The sequence below is a fragment of the Vibrio sp. D173a genome (genome assembly GCF_030248475.1).
Genome location: NZ_JAHGAH010000324.1, coordinates 1 through 19,433 on the forward strand (window position 1 = coordinate 1; position 19,433 = coordinate 19,433).

General features: G+C 46.4%; 15 protein-coding genes and 1 pseudogene. 11 read left to right on the forward strand and 5 right to left on the reverse strand.

Features of this window, described 5'->3' with window-relative positions; genetic code table 11:
* The 4 genes and pseudogenes from KIV40_RS25155 to KIV40_RS25170 form a co-directional block, all read left to right on the forward strand.
* Nucleotides 1–104: pseudogene (locus tag KIV40_RS25155) on the forward strand (elongation factor Tu); the annotation flags it as partial.
* 336 nt (nt 105–440) lie between these two features.
* Entirely contained in the window at nt 441–629 is a 189-nt protein-coding gene (locus KIV40_RS25160; protein ID WP_005432737.1) for a (2Fe-2S)-binding protein, read from the forward strand.
* 74 nt (nt 630–703) lie between these two features.
* Complete coding sequence (gene bfr, locus KIV40_RS25165) at nt 704–1,180, forward strand: bacterioferritin (protein WP_005432738.1); 477 nt, start codon at nt 704–706, stop codon at nt 1,178–1,180.
* 209 nt (nt 1,181–1,389) lie between these two features.
* Nucleotides 1,390–2,667: a malic enzyme-like NAD(P)-binding protein gene (locus tag KIV40_RS25170; RefSeq protein WP_005451474.1), complete on the forward strand. Its 1,278-nt coding sequence runs from the start codon at nt 1,390–1,392 to the stop codon at nt 2,665–2,667.
* A gap of 110 nt (nt 2,668–2,777) precedes the next feature.
* Here KIV40_RS25170 and metJ read toward each other — a convergent pair whose 3' ends face one another.
* Nucleotides 2,778–3,098 carry a met regulon transcriptional regulator MetJ gene (gene metJ, locus KIV40_RS25175; RefSeq protein ID WP_005432736.1) on the reverse strand — a complete coding sequence of 107 codons (321 nt, stop codon included), beginning with the start codon at nt 3,096–3,098 and terminating at the stop codon, nt 2,778–2,780.
* Nucleotides 3,099–3,327: 229 nt separating this feature from the next.
* Between metJ and KIV40_RS25180 the strand changes: the two genes are divergently transcribed.
* From KIV40_RS25180 to metF, 3 genes are all read left to right on the forward strand, one after another.
* Complete coding sequence (locus tag KIV40_RS25180) at nt 3,328–4,488, forward strand: O-succinylhomoserine (thiol)-lyase (protein WP_285351939.1); 1,161 nt, start codon at nt 3,328–3,330, stop codon at nt 4,486–4,488.
* Nucleotides 4,489–4,504: 16 nt separating this feature from the next.
* Complete coding sequence (locus tag KIV40_RS25185; protein WP_285351941.1) at nt 4,505–6,913, forward strand: bifunctional aspartate kinase/homoserine dehydrogenase II; 2,409 nt, start codon at nt 4,505–4,507, stop codon at nt 6,911–6,913.
* A gap of 271 nt (nt 6,914–7,184) precedes the next feature.
* Nucleotides 7,185–8,087 (forward strand): methylenetetrahydrofolate reductase, encoded by a 903-nt coding sequence (metF, locus tag KIV40_RS25190; RefSeq protein WP_005432740.1) that lies wholly within the window; start codon nt 7,185–7,187, stop codon nt 8,085–8,087.
* Between the two features lie 69 nt (nt 8,088–8,156).
* On the opposite strand, the gene KIV40_RS25195 is transcribed toward metF, so the two are convergent.
* From KIV40_RS25195 to argE, 3 genes are all read right to left on the reverse strand, one after another.
* On the reverse strand, nt 8,157–8,696 hold the full coding sequence (locus KIV40_RS25195) for a PadR family transcriptional regulator (RefSeq protein WP_005532739.1): 540 nt from the start codon (nt 8,694–8,696) through the stop codon (nt 8,157–8,159).
* Nucleotides 8,697–9,137: 441 nt separating this feature from the next.
* The gene (gene ppc, locus KIV40_RS25200; protein WP_021017967.1) at nt 9,138–11,771 is read right to left on the reverse strand and encodes a phosphoenolpyruvate carboxylase; all 2,634 of its coding nucleotides are present in this window, start codon (nt 11,769–11,771) and stop codon (nt 9,138–9,140) included.
* Between the two features lie 278 nt (nt 11,772–12,049).
* Nucleotides 12,050–13,186, reverse strand: coding sequence for an acetylornithine deacetylase (gene argE, locus KIV40_RS25205; RefSeq protein WP_012126444.1), 1,137 nt, complete (start codon nt 13,184–13,186; stop codon nt 12,050–12,052).
* Between the two features lie 144 nt (nt 13,187–13,330).
* On the opposite strand from argE, the gene argC reads away from it, so the two are divergent.
* The 4 genes from argC to argH all read left to right on the forward strand — a co-directional run bounded on the left by argC (nt 13,331) and on the right by argH (nt 18,577).
* A complete protein-coding gene (gene argC, locus KIV40_RS25210) occupies nt 13,331–14,335 on the forward strand; it encodes an N-acetyl-gamma-glutamyl-phosphate reductase (RefSeq protein ID WP_285351944.1) in 1,005 nt (334 codons plus the stop codon).
* Between the two features lie 21 nt (nt 14,336–14,356).
* Nucleotides 14,357–15,148 (forward strand): acetylglutamate kinase, encoded by a 792-nt coding sequence (gene argB, locus KIV40_RS25215; RefSeq protein ID WP_285351946.1) that lies wholly within the window; start codon nt 14,357–14,359, stop codon nt 15,146–15,148.
* An 89-nt stretch (nt 15,149–15,237) separates the two neighbouring features.
* Nucleotides 15,238–16,452, forward strand: coding sequence for an argininosuccinate synthase (locus KIV40_RS25220; RefSeq protein WP_285351948.1), 1,215 nt, complete (start codon nt 15,238–15,240; stop codon nt 16,450–16,452).
* Nucleotides 16,453–16,702: 250 nt separating this feature from the next.
* Nucleotides 16,703–18,577 (forward strand): argininosuccinate lyase, encoded by a 1,875-nt coding sequence (gene argH, locus KIV40_RS25225; protein WP_005432701.1) that lies wholly within the window; start codon nt 16,703–16,705, stop codon nt 18,575–18,577.
* A 154-nt stretch (nt 18,578–18,731) separates the two neighbouring features.
* Here the strand turns inward: argH and KIV40_RS25230 are convergent, their stop codons facing one another.
* Nucleotides 18,732–19,013, reverse strand: a complete 282-nt coding sequence (locus tag KIV40_RS25230) for a DUF3624 domain-containing protein (protein WP_285351950.1) — start codon at nt 19,011–19,013, stop codon at nt 18,732–18,734.
* Nucleotides 19,014–19,433 lie beyond the last annotated feature (420 nt).

A 19,433-nucleotide genomic window follows, 5' to 3' on the forward strand; every position in this document is an offset into this window, starting at 1 on the left:
TTGAGCTAATCGCTCCAATCGCTATGGACGAAGGTCTACGTTTCGCTATCCGTGAAGGTGGCCGTACTGTAGGTGCTGGTGTTGTTGCTAAGATCTTCGACTAATTCTTACTGAATTAATCGTAATCTTGCACTCTTCTTCTTTTGAAGAAAGCGCTAGAAAAAGGGAAGCTAAGGCTTCCCTTTTTTATATCTGCAATTCCTCCCTCCAATATGGTTATAAGCCAACCCTTCTTTGTCATATTTTTTGTTATTGAAAAACATAACTTTAGCTCTACTCAATTTTCTCCTAGTTTCTAGCTGTCTGCTAAGTCATTGAAAGCCTCTAAAACGGCTGAAATCGTTATAACAAAACGTTCTGTCATTCCCTTTAATACAACTGGTAACAAGAACGATTCTTGTTTATATTTCTTCCCAAAGTGAAATTTAAAGGTTGTGAGTATGTACGTTTGTCTTTGCCATGGTGTCTCTGACAAGAAAATTAGGAAGTTGGCGATAGATGAAGGCGTATCAGACATCAAAGGGATCAAACGATGCACAGCGTTGGGCAGTCAGTGCGGTAAGTGCATCAAGCAAGCTAAAGAAATTTTAGCGGAAACAGAATACCTAACACTGAAACAAGCTAGCTAATTATTCGCTAAGCCTTTTTGACACCTTCTCATTTGCTTCTACATTTAAATGAAGCCAAAGAGGAGGGCTTTGTCATGAAAGGCGATCCAATCATAATCCAACATCTCAATAAAGTGCTCGGCAACGAGCTCGTCGCTATCAATCAATATTTCCTGCACGCTCGTATGTACAAAGACTGGGGTTTAAAGCACCTCGCTGACAAGGAGTACCACGAGTCGATCGATGAAATGAAGCACGCTGACCACCTGATCGAACGTATATTGTTTTTGGAAGGTCTGCCTAACTTACAAGATCTTGGTAAGTTGATGATTGGGGAAGATACCAAAGAAATGATCGAATGCGATTTGAAGCTCGAAATGGCAGCCATCCCAGATCTAAAAGATGCCATCGCTTATGCGGAAGACATTCGTGATTATGTTTCGCGTGACCTTTTTCAAGATATTCTTGAGGACGAAGAAGAACATGTTGATTGGCTTGAGACGCAATTGGGCTTGATTGAAATGTCTGGTATCGAAAATTACTTACAAGCGCAGTATGTCGACGAAGAGTAGGATTATATTTCGCTGTTTTCTCGTCGAAAGAAAGTGATTAAAAGTGCACCTGATCTGTCTATCAGGTGCTAATCGCAGATATCTGGTCTTATCTCTTACATTATTACCTTTTTTAAGGATATCGCTCGCAATCTTACCTATGAAGATTGACTTCTATCCTTTAGAATTTATTCCCCCTTACCGAAAAAATAACAAAAGAGAAACGATCCATGTCTGAAGACAATCGCCAAGAAGTCACCCCAGAAGAAGAACGCCGCCAACAAGCATTGGATTACCATGCGTACCCAACCCCAGGAAAAATTGCAGTAGAACTGACTAAGCCAGCAGAGACAGCAAATGATCTTGCATTGGCATACAGCCCTGGTGTTGCAGAGCCTGTACGTGAAATCGCGCAGAACGCTGATAACGTGTACAAGTACACGGCGAAAGGCAACATGGTTGCGGTTATTTCTAACGGCACGGCGATTCTTGGTCTTGGTAACCTTGGGCCACTAGCATCTAAACCAGTAATGGAAGGTAAAGCGCTGTTGTTCAAACGCTTTGCTGGTCTAGATTCAATTGATATCGAAGTAAAACACCGCACGATCGACGAATTTGTCGACACAGTAGCTAACATTGCTGACACTTTCGGTGGTATTAACCTAGAAGATATCAAGGCACCAGATTGTTTTGAGATTGAAAAACGTCTTATCGAACGTTGTGACGTACCTGTATTCCACGATGACCAACACGGTACAGCAATCGTAACCGCTGCGGGTATGTTGAACGCAATCGAGCTGCAAGGTAAGAAGCTAGAAGAATCAACCATCGTTTGTCTTGGTGCTGGAGCTGCGGCCGTGGCATGTATGGAGCTGTTGATCAAATGTGGCGCAATGCGTGAGAAGATCTACATGCTGGATCGTAAAGGGGTGATCCATACACGTCGTGACGACCTAAACGAATACAAACAACTATTCGCAAACAACACAGATAAGCGTACGCTGGAAGATGTGATTGAAGGTGCGGATTTGTTCTTGGGCGTATCGGGTCCAAATCTGCTTCCTGCAGAAGCATTGAAGCTAATGGCTGATAAGCCAGTTGTGTTCGCATGTTCAAACCCAGATCCAGAAATCAAACCTGAACTGGCTCATGAAGTGCGTGATGACTTGATCATGGGTACAGGTCGTAGTGATTACCCGAACCAAGTAAACAACGTATTGTGTTTCCCATTCATCTTCCGTGGTGCATTGGATGTTCGTGCAAGTGAAATCAACGATGAGATGAAGCTAGCGGCAGTTGATGCGATTCGTGAACTAGCGAAAGAGCCAGTACCAGAAGCGGTATTGAAAGCGGCTGGCGTAGATAAGCTAGAGTTTGGCTCTGACTACATCATTCCAAAACCAATGGACCCACGTCTACTACCACGTGTCGCAAAAGCGGTTGCTCAAGCTGCTGTTGATTCAGGTGTGGCACGTATTGAAATGCCAGAAAACTACATGGCTGAGTAAGCCAGAGTCTTTTCTGACGACAAACAAAAAGGGACGCGATGGCGTCCCTTTTTAGTTTGGTCGAAGCTACCCCCGGTGCAGCTTTACAATGTTGACGAATTTGTAAGCAATTATTCTTCGTCAAACGCTTCGAATTCGATGCCCATTGCCGTCATCAGCGCTTTTGCTTCTGTAGGAATATCATCTGGACGGTCTTTACGAAGGTCTTCGTCAGTTGGCAGTGGTTGACCTGTGTAAGCGTGTAGGAACGCTTCACATAGTAGTTCACTGTTAGTCGCATGGCGTAAGTTGTTGATCTGGCGGCGAGTTCGCTCATCAGTCAGCACTTTTAAAACTTTTAGCGGGATAGAGACGGTAATCTTTTTTACTTGTTCGCTTTTTTTACCGTGCTCAGCATACGGGCTAATGTATTCGCCATTCCAGTCAGCCATTGCGCACCTTCATTAATGTAATAAGTTAGAAAAATAAATATAGGTGCTGATTTTAGCTGCATTTACCGCCATAAGCAAAGACATATAGACGTCTAGAAGTGTTGACGTCTTATTTTTAGACAAGTAAAGTGAGGTTAATAGTTAGGGAAGCGTATTAATCAATTGAACAATACAAGCTAGATATAGCGCATTCCCATTTAGATGTCACCACCCGTGAAAGGATACACTCATGAGCACCCGTAAGCCTGCAACCATTGCTGTACGCACTGGTATCGAGTCAGACAGTCAATACCACGCTGTTGTACCACCAATCTACCTTTCGACTAACTATGGCTTCCCAGCGTTTGGTGAAGTCCCACAATATGATTACACCCGTTCTGGTAACCCTAACCGAGGTTTGCTCGAGCAAGCGTTGTATGAGCTTGAATCAGGCAAAGGTGCGGTTGTCACTAACTGCGGTACATCAGCGCTAAACCTTTGGGTATCGGCATTTCTTGGTCCTGATGACTTAATTGTTGCACCACACGATTGTTACGGCGGTACTTATCGTCTTTTCAATACTCGTGCGAACAAGGGTGATTTTAAAGTGCAGTTTGTCGATCAGTCGGATCAGCAAGCTTTGGATGCGGCGATTGCGAAAAAGCCAAAGCTTATCTTGCTAGAAACACCGTCTAACCCGCTTGTGCGCGTGGTCGATATTGCCGCTGTGTGTGAAAAGGCAAAACAAGTCGGCGCACTGGTTGCCGTGGACAATACCTTTTTGACACCTGTGTACCAAAAGCCTTTGGAGCTAGGTGCGGATTTTGTTATCCACTCAACGACGAAATACATTAATGGTCACTCAGATGTAATTGGTGGCGTGGTGATCACCAAGACTGAAGAGCATGCTGAAGAACTGGCATGGTGGGGTAACTGCATTGGTGCAACGGGTACGCCATTCGACAGCTTCATGACACTTCGAGGAATTCGTACGTTGGGTGCACGAATGCGAGTTCACGAAGAAAGCTCTCAGCAAGTGTTAGCGTATTTGCAAACGCAATCTTTGGTGGCGAAGATCTATCATCCAAGTTTGCCAGAGCATCCAGGTCATGACATCGCGAAGAAGCAACAGTCGGGCTTTGGTTCTATGCTGAGCTTTGAGTTTGCTGGCTCATTTGATCAGCTAAAAGTGTTTGTTAAAGAACTTGAACTCTTTTCTCTTGCAGAATCGCTAGGTGGCGTAGAAAGCTTGATTTGCCACCCCGCTTCAATGACGCATCGTGCTATGGGTGAAGAAGCACTGGCTGAAGCAGGTGTCTCTCAACAGTTACTGCGTTTATCTGTTGGCTTAGAAGATGCGCAAGATCTGATTGCCGATCTTGAGCAAGCATTCGCGAAAGCAGCACAGTAATTGGGAGAGGAAGGTCATGAGTGTACAACGTCAGCTGCATAAATTTGGCGGCAGCAGCTTAGCGAACCCCGAGTGCTACCAGCGCGTGGTAACTATTCTTAAAGAGTATTCGGCAGAAAATGACTTGGTGGTGGTCTCTGCGGCAGGGAAAACCACCAACCGCTTGATCGAGTTTTTAGAAGGCTTAGATAAAGATGGCCGCATTGCCCATGAAGCCTTGCAGAGCTTGCGACAGTTCCAAACTGAATTGGTAGAAGCTTTACTAGAAGGTGAAGTTCAAGCGCAACTGCTTGCTTCTCTTCAAGATGAATTCAGTACCTTGGCAGAGTTAACAGCGCCACTAACCGAAACACAAAAAGCGGCGGTTTTAGGTCATGGCGAAGTATGGTCCTCACGCTTACTGGCTGCGCTGTTATCACAGCAGGATCTGCCAGCAGTAGCGCAAGATTCACGTGTCTTTCTGCGTGCGGAAGCTGGCACACAGCCAGAGGTTGATCGTGCTCGTTCATATGTATTGATTAAAGAAGCGTTGGCTCAACACAGCCATAAACGCGTCATTATTACTGGCTTTATGGCGCAAAACGAAGCGGGTGAGACAGTATTGCTTGGACGCAATGGTTCAGACTACTCAGCAACCGTGATTGGTGCTTTAGCTGAAGTTAATTCGGTGACCATCTGGAGTGACGTGGCTGGCGTTTACAGCGCAGATCCTCGTTTGGTATCGGATGCTTGCCTGCTCCCTCTATTGCGCTTGGATGAAGCGAGTGAGCTGGCTCGTCTTGCTGCGCCGGTGTTACACAGTCGTACACTTCAGCCTGTGGCTCAAAGCGCGATGGATTTGAACCTAAAATGCAGCTACCAGCCAGAGTCTGGCTCAACACGAATCGAACGTGTATTGGCATCCGGCCGCGGTGCAAAAATCATTACCTCTCTTGATGAAGTGCTATTGGTGCAGCTGTCTTTTATCCATGGTCACGATTTTGAGCGAGCGCAGAAAGAAGTTCTGCAGGCGCTAAAACGTGCTCAATTGGAGCCTTTAGCATTCGAAGCACAAGAAGATCAGCAGACCTTACGTTTAGCCTACACCGCAGAGATTGCTGGCGGCGCATTAACCTATCTGCAAGAGTTGGCCGTTGAAGCGGAAATCAAACTGAAAGAAGGCTATTCACTACTGGCTGCCGTCGGTGCCGGTGTGACGAAAAATGCGAATCACTGCTTTGGTTTTTATCAGCAATTGAAACACGCTCCGGTGGAGTTTATTTCAGAGACGGAATCTGGCTTGAGTTTGGTCGCCGTGTTGCGTCGCGCTGAAGTCGAAGAGCTAGTACAAAGTATTCATAGCCAATTGTTTCAAGCGCAGAAGCGCGTAGCGGTGGCTTTGTGTGGAAAAGGCAATATTGGGTCAAGTTGGTTATCACTGTTCGCAGAGCAAAAAGAAGAGCTCGAAAAACGTCACGGCATGAGCTTTGACTTGGTAGCGGTTGTCGACAGCCAAACGTACTGGTTTGATGAAAACGGTATTGATGCCGCGACGGTTGCTCAGCGTTTTGATGACGAAAGCACTGAGAATGATGGCAACTGGCTGGCAAAGCTTGGTGCGATACAAAACTTTGATGAAGCCGTGGTACTGGATGTTACGGCAAGTAAAGAGCTGGCGACACGTTATGTGGAAATCGCACAGCAAGGCATTCACCTAATTTCGGCGAACAAAGTAGCAGGTTCGGCGGACAGTCAGTACTACCATCAAGTACAAGACGCGTTTGCTAAAATTGGCCGCCATTGGTTGTACAATGCGACCGTTGGTGCAGGACTACCAATCAACCATACCGTTCGAGATTTACGTGAAAGTGGTGATGATATCGTCGCACTATCAGGCATCTTCTCCGGTACGTTATCGTGGTTATTCCAACAGTTTGACGGTTCGGTACCTTTTGCTGAGCTTGTTGATTTAGCATGGCAACAGGGCTTGACTGAGCCTGACCCTCGTTCTGACCTTGATGGTTCTGATGTGATGCGTAAGCTGGTCATCTTAGCGCGAGAATCTGGTTTGGATATTGAACCAGAGAACGTGAAAGTAGAGTCGCTGGTGCCAGCAGAATTGCGAGACTTGAGCCTAGACGCTTTCTTCGACCAAGGAGATATTCTCAGCGAGATTCTTCAAGAACGTTTGACCAAGGCGCAGAGAAACCACCAAGTGCTGCGTTATGTGGCTCGTCTAGAGCGTAATGGCAAAGCCACAGTAGGCGTTGAAGCGTTATCACGTGAACATGCTTTAGCGAATTTGCTGCCATGTGACAATATCTTCGCCATTGAGAGTAAATGGTACAAAGACAATCCACTAGTGATTCGTGGGCCAGGTGCAGGACGTGAAGTAACCGCAGGGGCCATTCAATCAGACCTGAATCGCTTGGCTGGTTTGTTCTGATCTGACCAAATCCATTTTTGCGAACGACAACAAAACCTCGGAGCGTTTCCGGGGTTTTTTATTATTTGGATAATGCCATACTGAATCGGAAAGCGAGGCTAAGGATAAGCCGCCAAGAAACTTGAACTATCCTCATTATGAACTTGAGAAAAATTCATAATCACAAGGTTGACATTAAATCGTATTCAATACATTCTGCAGACATATAGACGTCTAAACGTCGATTTGAGGAATTTTGATTTCGTGGTGGAGTTGCCACAGGGAGAGTAAGATGGGATACACGCATGCAGGGCACATCGATGCCTTAAACCAGAATATCGCTGAACTATCAGACAATATCAACGTCTCATTCGAGTTTTTTCCGCCAAGCAGTGAGAAGATGGAAGAAACGCTGTGGAACTCAGTGCATCGTCTTAAAACTCTTCAACCAAAATTCGTTTCTGTTACGTACGGTGCCAACTCAGGTGAACGTGATAGAACTCACTCGATCATTAAAGAAATCAAAGCGGCGACGGGTCTTGTGGCTGCGCCTCACCTAACCTGTATTGATGCAACTCGTGATGAGCTGATCGACATTGCAGATGATTACTGGAATAACGGTATCAAGAACATCGTTGCTCTACGTGGTGATATTCCACCGGGTGGTGGCGCGCCAGATATGTATGCGTCGGACTTGGTTGAACTGCTGAAAGCACGCCATGATTTCGATATCTCTGTAGCGGCATTTCCAGAAGTACACCCAGAGGCGAAAAGTGCGCAATCGGATCTACTGAATCTAAAGCGTAAAGTCGACGCAGGTGCAAACCGCGCGATTACTCAGTTCTTCTTTGATGTGGAGTCTTACCTGCGTTTCCGTGACCGCTGTGTCGCGGCTGGAATCGACGTAGAAATCGTTCCGGGTATCTTACCTGTTTCGAACTTCAAGCAAGCTTCTCGCTTTGCGGCACAGAACAATGTGAAAGTGCCAGGTTGGATGAGCAAGCAGTTTGAAGGCTTGGATGATGATCCAGTGACGCGTCAGCTGGTCGGTGCAAGCCAAGCGATTGATATGGTGCGTGTACTAAGCCGTGAAGGTGTGAAAGATTTCCACTTTTACACCCTGAATCGTGCGGAAATGACCTATGCGCTATGCCACACTCTAGGTGTTCGTCCACAAGTTGCAGTCGGTGCTTAATATACTTCCCCCAGATAGACAAAAGGCTTGCCCAACGGCAAGCCTTTTCGTTTTATTTAAAGTGACGAATTAGCCGATCACTTCAAGTTCTGTTAGCACTTCTTCTGCCCAGTTAATCCACGCTTCACGTAGCATTAGGTTACGACGAAGTGTTAGACGCTCTAGACGCGCTTGCTTGTCTAGCGTTGATGGCGTTGCGTAGTACGCAGCTTCGATTTCTTTGTAGTGAGCAACCAGTTTACGAGACTCTTCTACAAGCTCAGACAGCTGGTCACGGAAAGGCGCTGCAGGTTGCACGGCACAAGCCATAAGCTTCGCTGAGAATTCGTCACGTACAGTTGGGTGTGCAGTTGGCTGATCAAACCACTCGCCCAATGCGCTACGGCCTGCGTCAGTGATTGAGTAAACCTTACGGTCTGGCTTGCCTTCTTGAGGTTCTAATACGCAAGTAACCAGCTCTTTCTCAGCCATTTTATTAAGTTCACGATAAACTTGTTGGTGGCTTGCTTTCCAGAAGTAACCGATGCTAGCTGAGAATTCTTTAGTGATGTCGTAACCGGTAGCGTCGCGAGTGCTAAGTACAGTTAGAATTACGTGTGGTAATGACATGTCTTCAATCCAAATGGTCAATAAACTTGTAAACAAGCTATCTACACTTTCATTTGCGTTCTTCATGACGCTTAAGTTTTTTAATGTGTAGATAGCACCAACAATGTTGGTCCTGTCACCTTAAAGCCGTTTATCACCTAGAGTTGATGGATGTTTCCATCGAGCTGGAGCTTATTTGATTGGATTTGTGAGCTTCCAGCAGGGAAGTAGTATATAAATAATAAGCATGAAGTGGAATAGTAGGACAAAATTACCCAAAAAAACTAATAAAATACTCAATAGTGTTTTTGTGTAGTGAATTATTTTGTTTGATGGGGACTTTTTGTTTTCTGTGTGGATTAATAAGCTGGTTGCGTATTGTCCAAATAGTAGAAGTGGTTGGCGGATAATAATAAAGGCTGAGCTTTCGCTCAGCCTTTTGGTTCTTTCTACGTAGCTCAGTTAGCCTGTGTTACGCATACCTGCTGCGATACCAGCAATCGTCACCATCAATGCTTCTTCTAAGTTTGCAGAAGCTTCTTCTGTTTGACGAGTACGGTACAGCAATTCCGCTTGAAGCATGTTCAATGGCTCAACGTAGATGTTACGTAGGCGAATGGACTCTAGGCCCCAAGGGTCGCTTTGCATCAGGTTCTCGTTGTTCTCTACATTCAGTACTGACTTAATATCACGCTGAAGTTGCTCACGTAGACGATCACCCAGCGGCTGAAGCGGCTCATCAACCAAGCGCTGATCATAGTAACGAGAGATATCCATGTTGCACTTGGTGTACACCATCTCAAGCATACCTAGGCGAGTTGAGAAGAATGGCCATTCACGACACATTTCTTCCAGTAGCGCCTGATGACCTTTGTCTACAGAGTACTGAATGGCCTCACCTGCGCCTAACCATGCTGGTAGAACCAAACGGTTTTGGCTCCAAGAGAAGATCCATGGAATTGCACGCAAACTTTCTACACCACCATTCGGGTTACGCTTCGCTGGGCGTGAACCTAGAGGCAGTTTACCTAGTTCAAGCTCAGGTGTTGCTTGGCGGAAGTAAGGCACGAAGTCTGGTTCGCCACGAACGACACTGCGGTAAGATTCACAGCTCACTTCTGACAGCACGTCCATTAGATCACGCCACTCTTGCTTAGGCTCTGGTGGTGGCAGTAGGTTTGCTTCAAGGATTGCACTTGCGTACAGGTTGAAGCTGTTAACGGCAACATCAGGTAGACCCAGCTTAAAGCGGATCATCTCACCTTGTTCTGTTACGCGCAGACCGCCTTTCAGACTCTTAGGTGGTTGAGACAATAGTGCAGCGTGTGCTGGAGCGCCACCACGACCAATCGTACCGCCACGCCCGTGGAACAGTGTGAGTTCAACGCCTTCTTCTTCCGCAACCTTAACCAGTGAGTCCATCGCGTGGTATTGCGCCCAACCTGCTGACATTACACCTGCATCTTTTGCAGAGTCAGAGTAGCCGATCATCACCATTTGGTGGTTCTGGATAAAGCCACGGTATAGGTCGATGCCCATCAGCTGTTTGATAACCGCTTCCGCGTTGTTCAAGTCGTCTAGCGTTTCGAACAGTGGACATACGTCCATGCGGTAAGGGCAACCTGCTTCTTGCAGCAGTAGGTGCACGGCAAGTACGTCAGAAGCGGTACGTGCCATTGAGATAACGTAAGCTCCAAACGCTTCACGAGGTTGTGCGGCAACAATCTTACAGGTATCCAAAACCTCTTTAACGGGTTCTGATGGCTCCCAGTCACGAGGTAGAAGAGGGCGCTTAGACGCAAGTTCGTTGGTTAGGAAAGCGATCTTGTCTTGCTCGCTCCACTGCTCATAGTCACCAATGCCTAGGTAACGAGTCAATTCAGAAAGCACGTCAGCATGACGAGTACTTTCTTGACGAATATCGAGGCGAACTAGGTGGATACCGAAGGCTTTAACGCGGCGCAGCGTATCCAGCAGTGAGCCGTTGGCAATCACGCCCATGCCACATTCGTTTAGCGACTGGTAACACGCGTAAAGTGGTTCCCAAAGTTGCTCTACTTTTTGCAGAGGTGCTTTGACTGCCAGCTTCTGGCCGTGAACTTTCGCGTCGAGAATATCTTTGGTTTCGTTCAGTAGTGAACGTAGCTGTTTTAGGATCGCACGGTATGGTTCGTGTTGATCTTCACCCGCAAGCTCACGAACTTTGTCGTTGCACACTGTCATAGACAGTTCGCTGATCAGCTCGTTGATGTCGTTAAGGTATAGGTCTGCCGCTTTCCAACGAGACAGAAGTAGTACTTCACGAGTCACACTGTGGGTCACAAATGGGTTACCGTCGCGGTCACCGCCCATCCAAGATGAGAAGTGCACAGGGCGAGCATCAATTGGTAGACCTTCGCCAAGGTAAGATTTCAGGCGGTCGTTCATTTCACGTAGGAAGTCAGGCACGGCTTCCCATAGTGAGTTTTCTACAACCGCAAAGCCCCATTTAGCTTCATCAAGCGGTGTAGGTCGCTGCTGACGAATAACGTCAGAGTGCCAGCTTTGAACGATCAGCTGCTCAAGGCGACGTTCAGTTTTTTTACGCTCTTTGAAAGAGAGATCGCTCAGCTCTAGCTTAGATAGGCACTCGTTGATCTTCACCAGTTTGTTGATCATGGTGCGACGAGTGATTTCGGTCGGGTGCGCAGTGAGAACTAATTCAATGTTCAGGTCACGAACCGCTTGTGCCGTGTCTAACTTGCTTACATCATTTTGCACCAGCTTTGAGAACAGCGAGTTAATTGCGTCAGGTTCGCAGATATGCTCTTCACAGTGGCGTGAAATGGTGTGGTATTGCTCAGCAATATTGGTCAGGTTTAGAAATTGGTTGAACGCGCGAGTAACGGGCGTCAATTGCTCATCTGGCAAGCTTTTAATTTCTTCTATTAAGCTTTCTCTGTCAGCGCTATTTCCAGCTTGAGCCGATTTGGATAATTTACGAATGGTTTCCACTTTCTCGAAGATTTCTTCGCCATGAGCATCACGAATCGTGTTACCCAGAAGGTGGCCCAACATGCGCACATTACTTTTGAGTGCGGCGTATTTCTCGTTCATTGTCATCCTGCCTCGTAAAAAAACTACATCCATTGTCCTTGTTAAGACTCCAATCTAGCGAAAATAACCAGTTCTAGTCAAATAAAGCAGAGTAAGTTTGCAATTATTCCGCTGCTGACCTGATTTAGAGCAAAATTAGGCCAGCTTCTCTCGGTAGAAGTGAAAATTAATTACAAAATAGCCGCTTAAAGAAGGATATAGCGTGCTAGAAGAAGAGAATCGAAGATAACAAAATGCAGCTCAATTGAGCTGCATTGTCAGGAAAGTACAGAATGCGACTAACAACAATATTTCACCATCGCACGTGACAGCACATCGATGGTTGGGTCAATAAAGTCGAAAGAGAGGAATTCATCTGGCTGGTGGGCTTGGTCAATAGAACCAGGGCCGAGAACTAAGGTTGGGCACAACTGCTGTAGGAATGGTGCTTCAGTACAGTAGTTAACGGTTTCCGAACTGGTTTGGCAGATCTCTTCAACACCACCAATAAATGGGTGGTCATGTTGGCATTCGTAACCCGGAATTGGATCGTGCAGAGGAATAATCTCTAATCGCCCTGGCCATTTCGCTTCGACTTCTTTTAATGCGCCACGCAACATGTTCTCTAAACCATCAAGGCTAATACCAGGAAGAGGACGCACGTCATAATGCAGTTCACAGCAACCGCAAATCCGGTTTGCGCTGTCACCGCCATGGATATGACCAAGGTTTAGGGTAGGGCTTGGAATGGCAAAACCCGGATGGTGATACTCTTTAACCAATTTGTCGCGCAGTTGCATCATGGCAAACATGACTTCATGCATGATTTCAATGGCATTGACGCCGAGCGCAGGATCGGATGAGTGACCGGATTTGCCGGTTACGCGAATGGCATTTGCTACGTGCCCTTTGTGACCACGAATGGGCACTAGGCTTGTGGGCTCGCCAATGATGCAGTAATCCGGCTTAAAAGGCGCATTCTCAGTAAAATGACGCGCACCCAGCATAGTGGTTTCTTCATCACAGGTCGCCAATACATAAAGCGGCTTGGTTTGCTTACTCCAGTCGATTTTCTTTACCGCTTCATAAATAAAGGCAAAGAAGCCTTTCATATCCGCCGTACCCAAACCATAAAAGCGGTTGTCTTTCTCGGTCAGCTTATGCGGATCAAAACTCCAGCGCCCTTCATCAAATGGCACGGTATCGCTGTGACCTGCCAGAAGTAGACCGCCTTCACCTTCGCCCATACGTGCGATCATATTGTGTTTGCCTGGTTCCACTTCGATCACTTCAACGCTGAAGCCAAGATCTTTAAACCAAGAAGCTAGCTTCTCGATCACTTTGGCATTGCCTTGATCCCAGCTTGGATCGGTTGAGCTGATCGAAGAGGTACTGATCAGTCCTTCATAGACCTCTAGAAAGCTTGGTAATTGCATGGATTCTTCAATTCTCCTATTGACAGACAGAGCACAAAAATGTAAAAAACATATTAAATCATATTTAATGAATAAAAAATCAAAATAAAGCAAAAATTAAATATGAATAGTCATTTTGAGCCTTAAGTATATGGATGTCATGTAATGCTAAAAACTACGATTATCGGAGCCAGCGGCTACACCGGCGCAGAGTTGGCTTTAATGGTCAACAAACACCCTGAACTCACGCTATCAGGTTTATACGTTTCCGCCAATAGCGTAGATGCAGGAAAGAATATTGCTCAATTGCACGGCAAGTTAGCGGGTGTGATTGATATGCCAGTTTCACCACTGACTGACCCTGAGCAAGTCGCTCAAGTGTCTGATGTGGTCTTTCTGGCCACAGCACATGAAGTAAGCCACGATTTAGCTCAAATTTTCTTAGAGGCGGGATGTCAGGTATTCGATTTATCGGGTGCATTCCGTGTGAAAAGCGAAGGCTTCTACAACACCTTTTATGGCTTCGAACATCAATATAACAACTGGTTAGATAAAGCAGCATACGGCTTAGCGGAGTGGAACCAAGAATCAATAAAAACCACTCCTTTGATTGCAGTAGCAGGTTGCTACCCAACCGCTTCACAGCTTGCAATCAAACCTTTATTAGAACACGCATTACTGGATACCAACCAATGGCCAGTGATTAATGCAACCAGTGGTGTATCTGGCGCAGGGCGTAAAGCTTCCATGGTTAACAGCTTCTGCGAAGTGAGCTTGCAACCTTACGGTGTGTTTAACCATCGTCACCAACCAGAGATTGCTCAGCACTTGGGTTGCGATGTGATTTTTACTCCACACCTAGGCAACTTTAAGCGCGGCATTCTTGCCACGATCACTATGAAACTGTCGCAAGGCGTGACGGAAGCACAAGTGGCACAAGCGTTTGAACAAGCTTACCAAGGCAAGCCAGTGGTTCGCCTTAAAGGTGACGGTATTCCACGTATTCAGGATGTCGAAAATACCCCTTTCTGTGATATCGGCTGGAAGGTACAAGGCGAACACATCATTGTGATTTCGGCAATCGACAACTTACTTAAAGGTGCATCGAGTCAAGCGATGCAATGTCTCAATATTCATTACGGTTACCCAGAACTGACAGCGTTGCTGTAGTCGTTGAAAGAGGGAAATGCGATGACGCAAACCAATCAAGCTCCTTTAGTCATTAAGCTCGGTGGTGCAGCTCTATCTTGCACTCAAACCTTAAGCCAACTGTTTGGTGCCATTGCGGCTTACCAAAAGTCGGCACAGCGACAAATCGCCATCGTTCATGGCGGTGGCTACCTAGTTGATGAGTTGATGGCAAAGCTTCAGCTTGAAACCGTAAAGAAAAACGGTCTTCGTGTGACGCCTTATGAGCAAATTCCTGTGATTGCAGGCGCGCTTGCAGGTACCGCAAACAAGTTGCTTCAAGGTCAAGCGATTGCAGATGGTCTGAATGCGGTGGGTCTTAGCCTCGCTGATGGTGGGTTATGTCATGTTGAAGAGCTTGACCCTGAGTTAGGCGCAGTAGGCAAAGCATCACCAGGTGATTCGACCTTATTACAAGCGGTGCTAAACGCAGGTGCACTGCCGATCATCAGCTCAATTGGTCTGACTAAAAAAGGTCAGATGATGAATGTGAATGCTGACCAAGCTGCGGTAGCCGTGGCCGGTGCATTGGATGCGGAGTTAGTGCTTCTGTCTGATGTTAGCGGTGTACTCGATGGCAAAGGGCATTTGATCAAAACGCTATCTGAGCAAGAAGCCGATGCGTTGATCCAAGGGCAAGTGATCACTGACGGCATGATCGTCAAAGTTAAAGCCGCTTTGGAGGCCGCCAATGATCTTGGTCGTCCTATCGAAGTTGCGACATGGCGTTACCCAGAGAAACTGACCCAGCTATTCGCGGGTGAAAGTATTGGAACGCAGTTTCTGCCGCAATAAAGCAGAAGCAAAACAGTTAAAGAATTCAACATTAGGAAGTGGTTGGCACTGACCGCCGAGAGCAGCGCCAGTTAAGTTTGGAGAAAAACATGAGCAAAGTGAACGTAAATAAAGTGGTAGTCGCATACTCAGGCGGTCTAGATACTTCAGTAATCATCCCTTGGCTAAAAGAGAACTACGACTGTGAAGTGGTGGCTTTCGTTGCCGATGTTGGTCAAGGTGCCGAAGAGCTAGAAGGCATTGAAGCAAAAGCAAAAGCTTCTGGTGCTTCTGAGTGTTACATCGCAGAGCTGAAAGAAGAAATGGTCGCGGATTATATTTTCCCGACACTAAAAACCGGTGCCTACTATGAAGGTAAATACCTACTAGGTACATCAATGGCGCGTCCAATTATTGCTAAAGCGCAGGTTGAAGTCGCACGTAAAGTGGGTGCAGACGCGCTGTGTCATGGCTGTACAGGTAAGGGTAACGACCAAGTACGTTTTGAAGGTGCATTTGCAGCACTAGCACCAGATCTGAATGTTATTGCGCCTTGGCGTGAGTGGGATCTAGTGAGCCGTGAAGAGTGTTTGGATTACCTAGCAGAGCGTAATATCCCTTGTTCAGCATCTCTTACTAAGATTTACTCACGTGATGCAAACGCATGGCACATTTCTACTGAAGGTGGCGTTCTAGAAGATACATGGAATGCGCCAAATGAAGATTGCTGGGCTTGGACGGTAGATCCAGAGCAAGCACCGAATGAAGCTGAAACTGTGACGTTGAAAGTAGCGAAAGGTGAAATTGTTGAGGTGGACGGCGAAGCGATGACACCATACAACGCGTTGGTATATCTAAACGAGAAAGGTGCGAAGCACGGTGTTGGTCGTATTGATATCGTAGAAAACCGTCTGGTTGGTATGAAGTCTCGTGGTTGCTACGAAACTCCGGGTGGCACCATCATGATGGAAGCGCTGCGTGCGGTAGAGCAACTTGTGTTGGACAAAGCATCATTTGAATTCCGTGAAGAGCTTGGCTTGAAAGCATCGCACCTTGTTTATGACGGTCGTTGGTTCACACCGCTATGTAAGTCAATCCTTGCGGCTTCTGAAGAACTCGCGCAAGACGTGAATGGCGAAGTGGTTGTGAAGCTTTACAAAGGCCAAGCAACAGTGACGCAAAAACGTTCGGATAACAGTTTGTACTCTGAAGAGTTTGCTACTTTTGGTGAAGATGAAGTTTATGACCAAAGTCATGCTGAAGGCTTTATCCGTCTTTACTCGCTATCAAGCCGTATTCGTGCGCTGAACAGCCAGAAAAAATAAGCCAATTTAACGCCTTATAAGATAAGAGACCTGCCGCCATTGGCAGGTCTTTTTCGTTTTTGCTGACCTCATTGGCATAAAGATAAAATAACCATGAATAAATATGTAAAAATATTGAATTTCTACTTTATTTTTATCCGTGATTATCGTAACGTTGAGACATAAGAAAAAGTGAGCAGATGACCATCGATTTGGTCAACACTTAATGAAGAACACGTTAGCGTAAGCAATAGTCATCAGGAGAAACGCAATGGCATTATGGGGCGGAAGATTTACCCAAGCGGCAGACACCAGATTTAAAGACTTCAACGATTCATTGCGTTTCGATTACCGATTGGCTGAGCAAGACATCGTAGGCTCAATTGCGTGGTCTAAAGCATTGCTGTCTGTTGACGTGTTATCTGCAGATGAACAACAAAAGCTTGAGTTGGCACTGAATGAACTCAAGCTTGAAGTGATGGAAGACCCACATCAAATCTTGCGCTCAGACGCTGAAGATATCCACTCTTGGGTCGAGCAGCAACTGATCAACAAGGTCGGCGACCTAGGTAAAAAGCTACACACGGGACGTTCTCGTAACGACCAAGTGGCAACCGATCTCAAGCTTTGGTGTCGTCAGCAAGGTCAGCAGCTGTTAATTGCACTTGATCGCCTACAAACTCAGATGGTTGGTGTTGCGAAGCAGCATCAAGGCACTGTTCTACCAGGTTATACGCATTTACAACGTGCTCAGCCTGTGACGTTTGCGCACTGGTGTTTGGCTTATGTTGAAATGTTTGAGCGTGATTACTCACGTCTGAACGATGCGCTAAAGCGTTTGGATACGTGTCCTCTCGGCTCGGGTGCACTTGCCGGTACCGCTTACCCAATCGACCGTGAAGAGCTGGCTCATAACCTTGGTTTCCATCGTGCGACACGTAACTCACTAGATTCGGTTTCTGACCGTGACCATGTGATGGAGCTGATGTCTGTGGCGTCTATCTCGATGTTACACCTATCTCGTTTGGCAGAAGACATGATCTTCTACAACTCAGGTGAGTCTAACTTTATTGAGTTGGCTGATACGGTGACTTCCGGCTCTTCTCTGATGCCACAAAAGAAAAACCCAGATGCCCTAGAGCTCATTCGTGGTAAGACAGGTCGTGTATATGGCGCGCTTGCTGGCATGATGATGACAGTGAAAGCTTTGCCACTGGCTTACAACAAAGACATGCAGGAAGACAAAGAAGGTCTGTTCGATGCGCTTGACACATGGAACGACTGTATGGAAATGGCAGCATTGTGTTTTGATGGCATTAAGGTTAATGGCGAGCGTACGTTAGAAGCGGCGAAGCAAGGTTACGCAAACTCAACTGAGCTGGCAGATTACCTAGTGGCGAAAGGCATCCCATTCCGTGAAGCGCACCATATCGTCGGCGTTGCCGTGGTTGGTGCAATTGCCAAAGGCTGCGCGTTAGAAGAGTTGTCGATTGAAGAATTGAAATCCTTCTCGGAAGTGATTGAGGCGGATGTGTATGACATCTTGACCATCGACTCATGCCTTGAGAAACGTTGTGCGCTTGGTGGCGTGTCGCCGCAGCAAGTGGCTTATGCTGTCGACCAAGCAGACAAGCGTCTATCTCAACGTGACACTTCAGCAGTCAAAGTACGTCCAGCACGTCTGACGGATATTGAGACACTGGAAGGCATGGTGGCGTACTGGGCAAATATGGGTGAGAATCTACCACGCTCACGTAATGAGTTGGTACGTGACATTGGTTCTTTCGCGGTTGCAGAGCACCACGGAGAAGTCACTGGTTGTGCATCTTTGTATGTTTATGACTCAGGGCTAGCAGAGATTCGCTCTCTCGGTATTGAAGCCGGTTGGCAAGGCCAAGGACAGGGCAGTGCGATAGTGAACTATCTGGTCGAGAAAGCGCGCCAGATGGCTATTAAGAAAGTTTTTGTGCTGACACGTACGCCAGAGTTCTTTATGAAGCAAAGCTTCTTGCCTACGTCGAAGTCATTGCTGCCTGAGAAAGTACTGAAAGATTGCGATCAGTGTCCACGTCAGCATGCATGTGATGAAGTTGCACTGGAGATCAACTTATTCGAACAATTGATCCAGAAAAGTAACGTAGCCTAGGTTGATGATTCTATTAGTATTTAAGAAAATACTAAAAAAATCAGAAAAAAATTTGGAACCTTTGAGAGGAAGCCCGGTCTATTAAAGTACCACTGCTTTTTCTTAGAAGAATCTAAGAGAGCCCCAAGACCGGTATTGGTCTTGGGGCTTTTTTCTATCTGTCGTTTGAGGGATGATCATTCTTACCTTGTTTGTTGCGACGACGCTGCCACGGCAAAATCACGAAGCGCATCCAAAGGTGTAAAAACAGCAAACCATTAAATGCAAATCCGGCAAAGATCAGTGCGATCGACTCTATGCTTTGCGGATCATCTTTAAACGCAAACCACCACACGATCCAACATAAGACGGAAAGTACCGTCAGTTGATCCATGCATCGTTGGCAACGCCCAATTTTTTTCCAAAACCAATGTTCTTTACAGCTACGGCAAGCCATCGCTTTATCCATACTATCTATTTGTTCTGATTATAACCTTAACTCAAGTTCGAGAGTGCTTTTGCTCCTCTCTCCGAGCGAGTACATCTCACCAAAAATGGAAAGTTAGCTTGGGAAAAATGTGTAGCACGTTATTGGTGTATGGTGCGCTGTCAGCCAGACAATAGGAAAAGAATAATGTCGACAGAACTTAAAGTAGCACTAGGCCTTGCTGGTGGTTTCTTCACAATTGGCTTTACCGCTATTGTGCTTGTTAGCCGTTACGCAATGATGACTGCATAATCGCCACTCTATTGATTCTTGAATTGATAAAGCTGGAATAAGAAAGCCTCGTGTACTGGATGCTGCTTTCCGTTATCTTGTTCTGGCCCTTATGTGCTACAATCCGCGCAGTTTTTGTAATGAAAAGAATAGGAAACG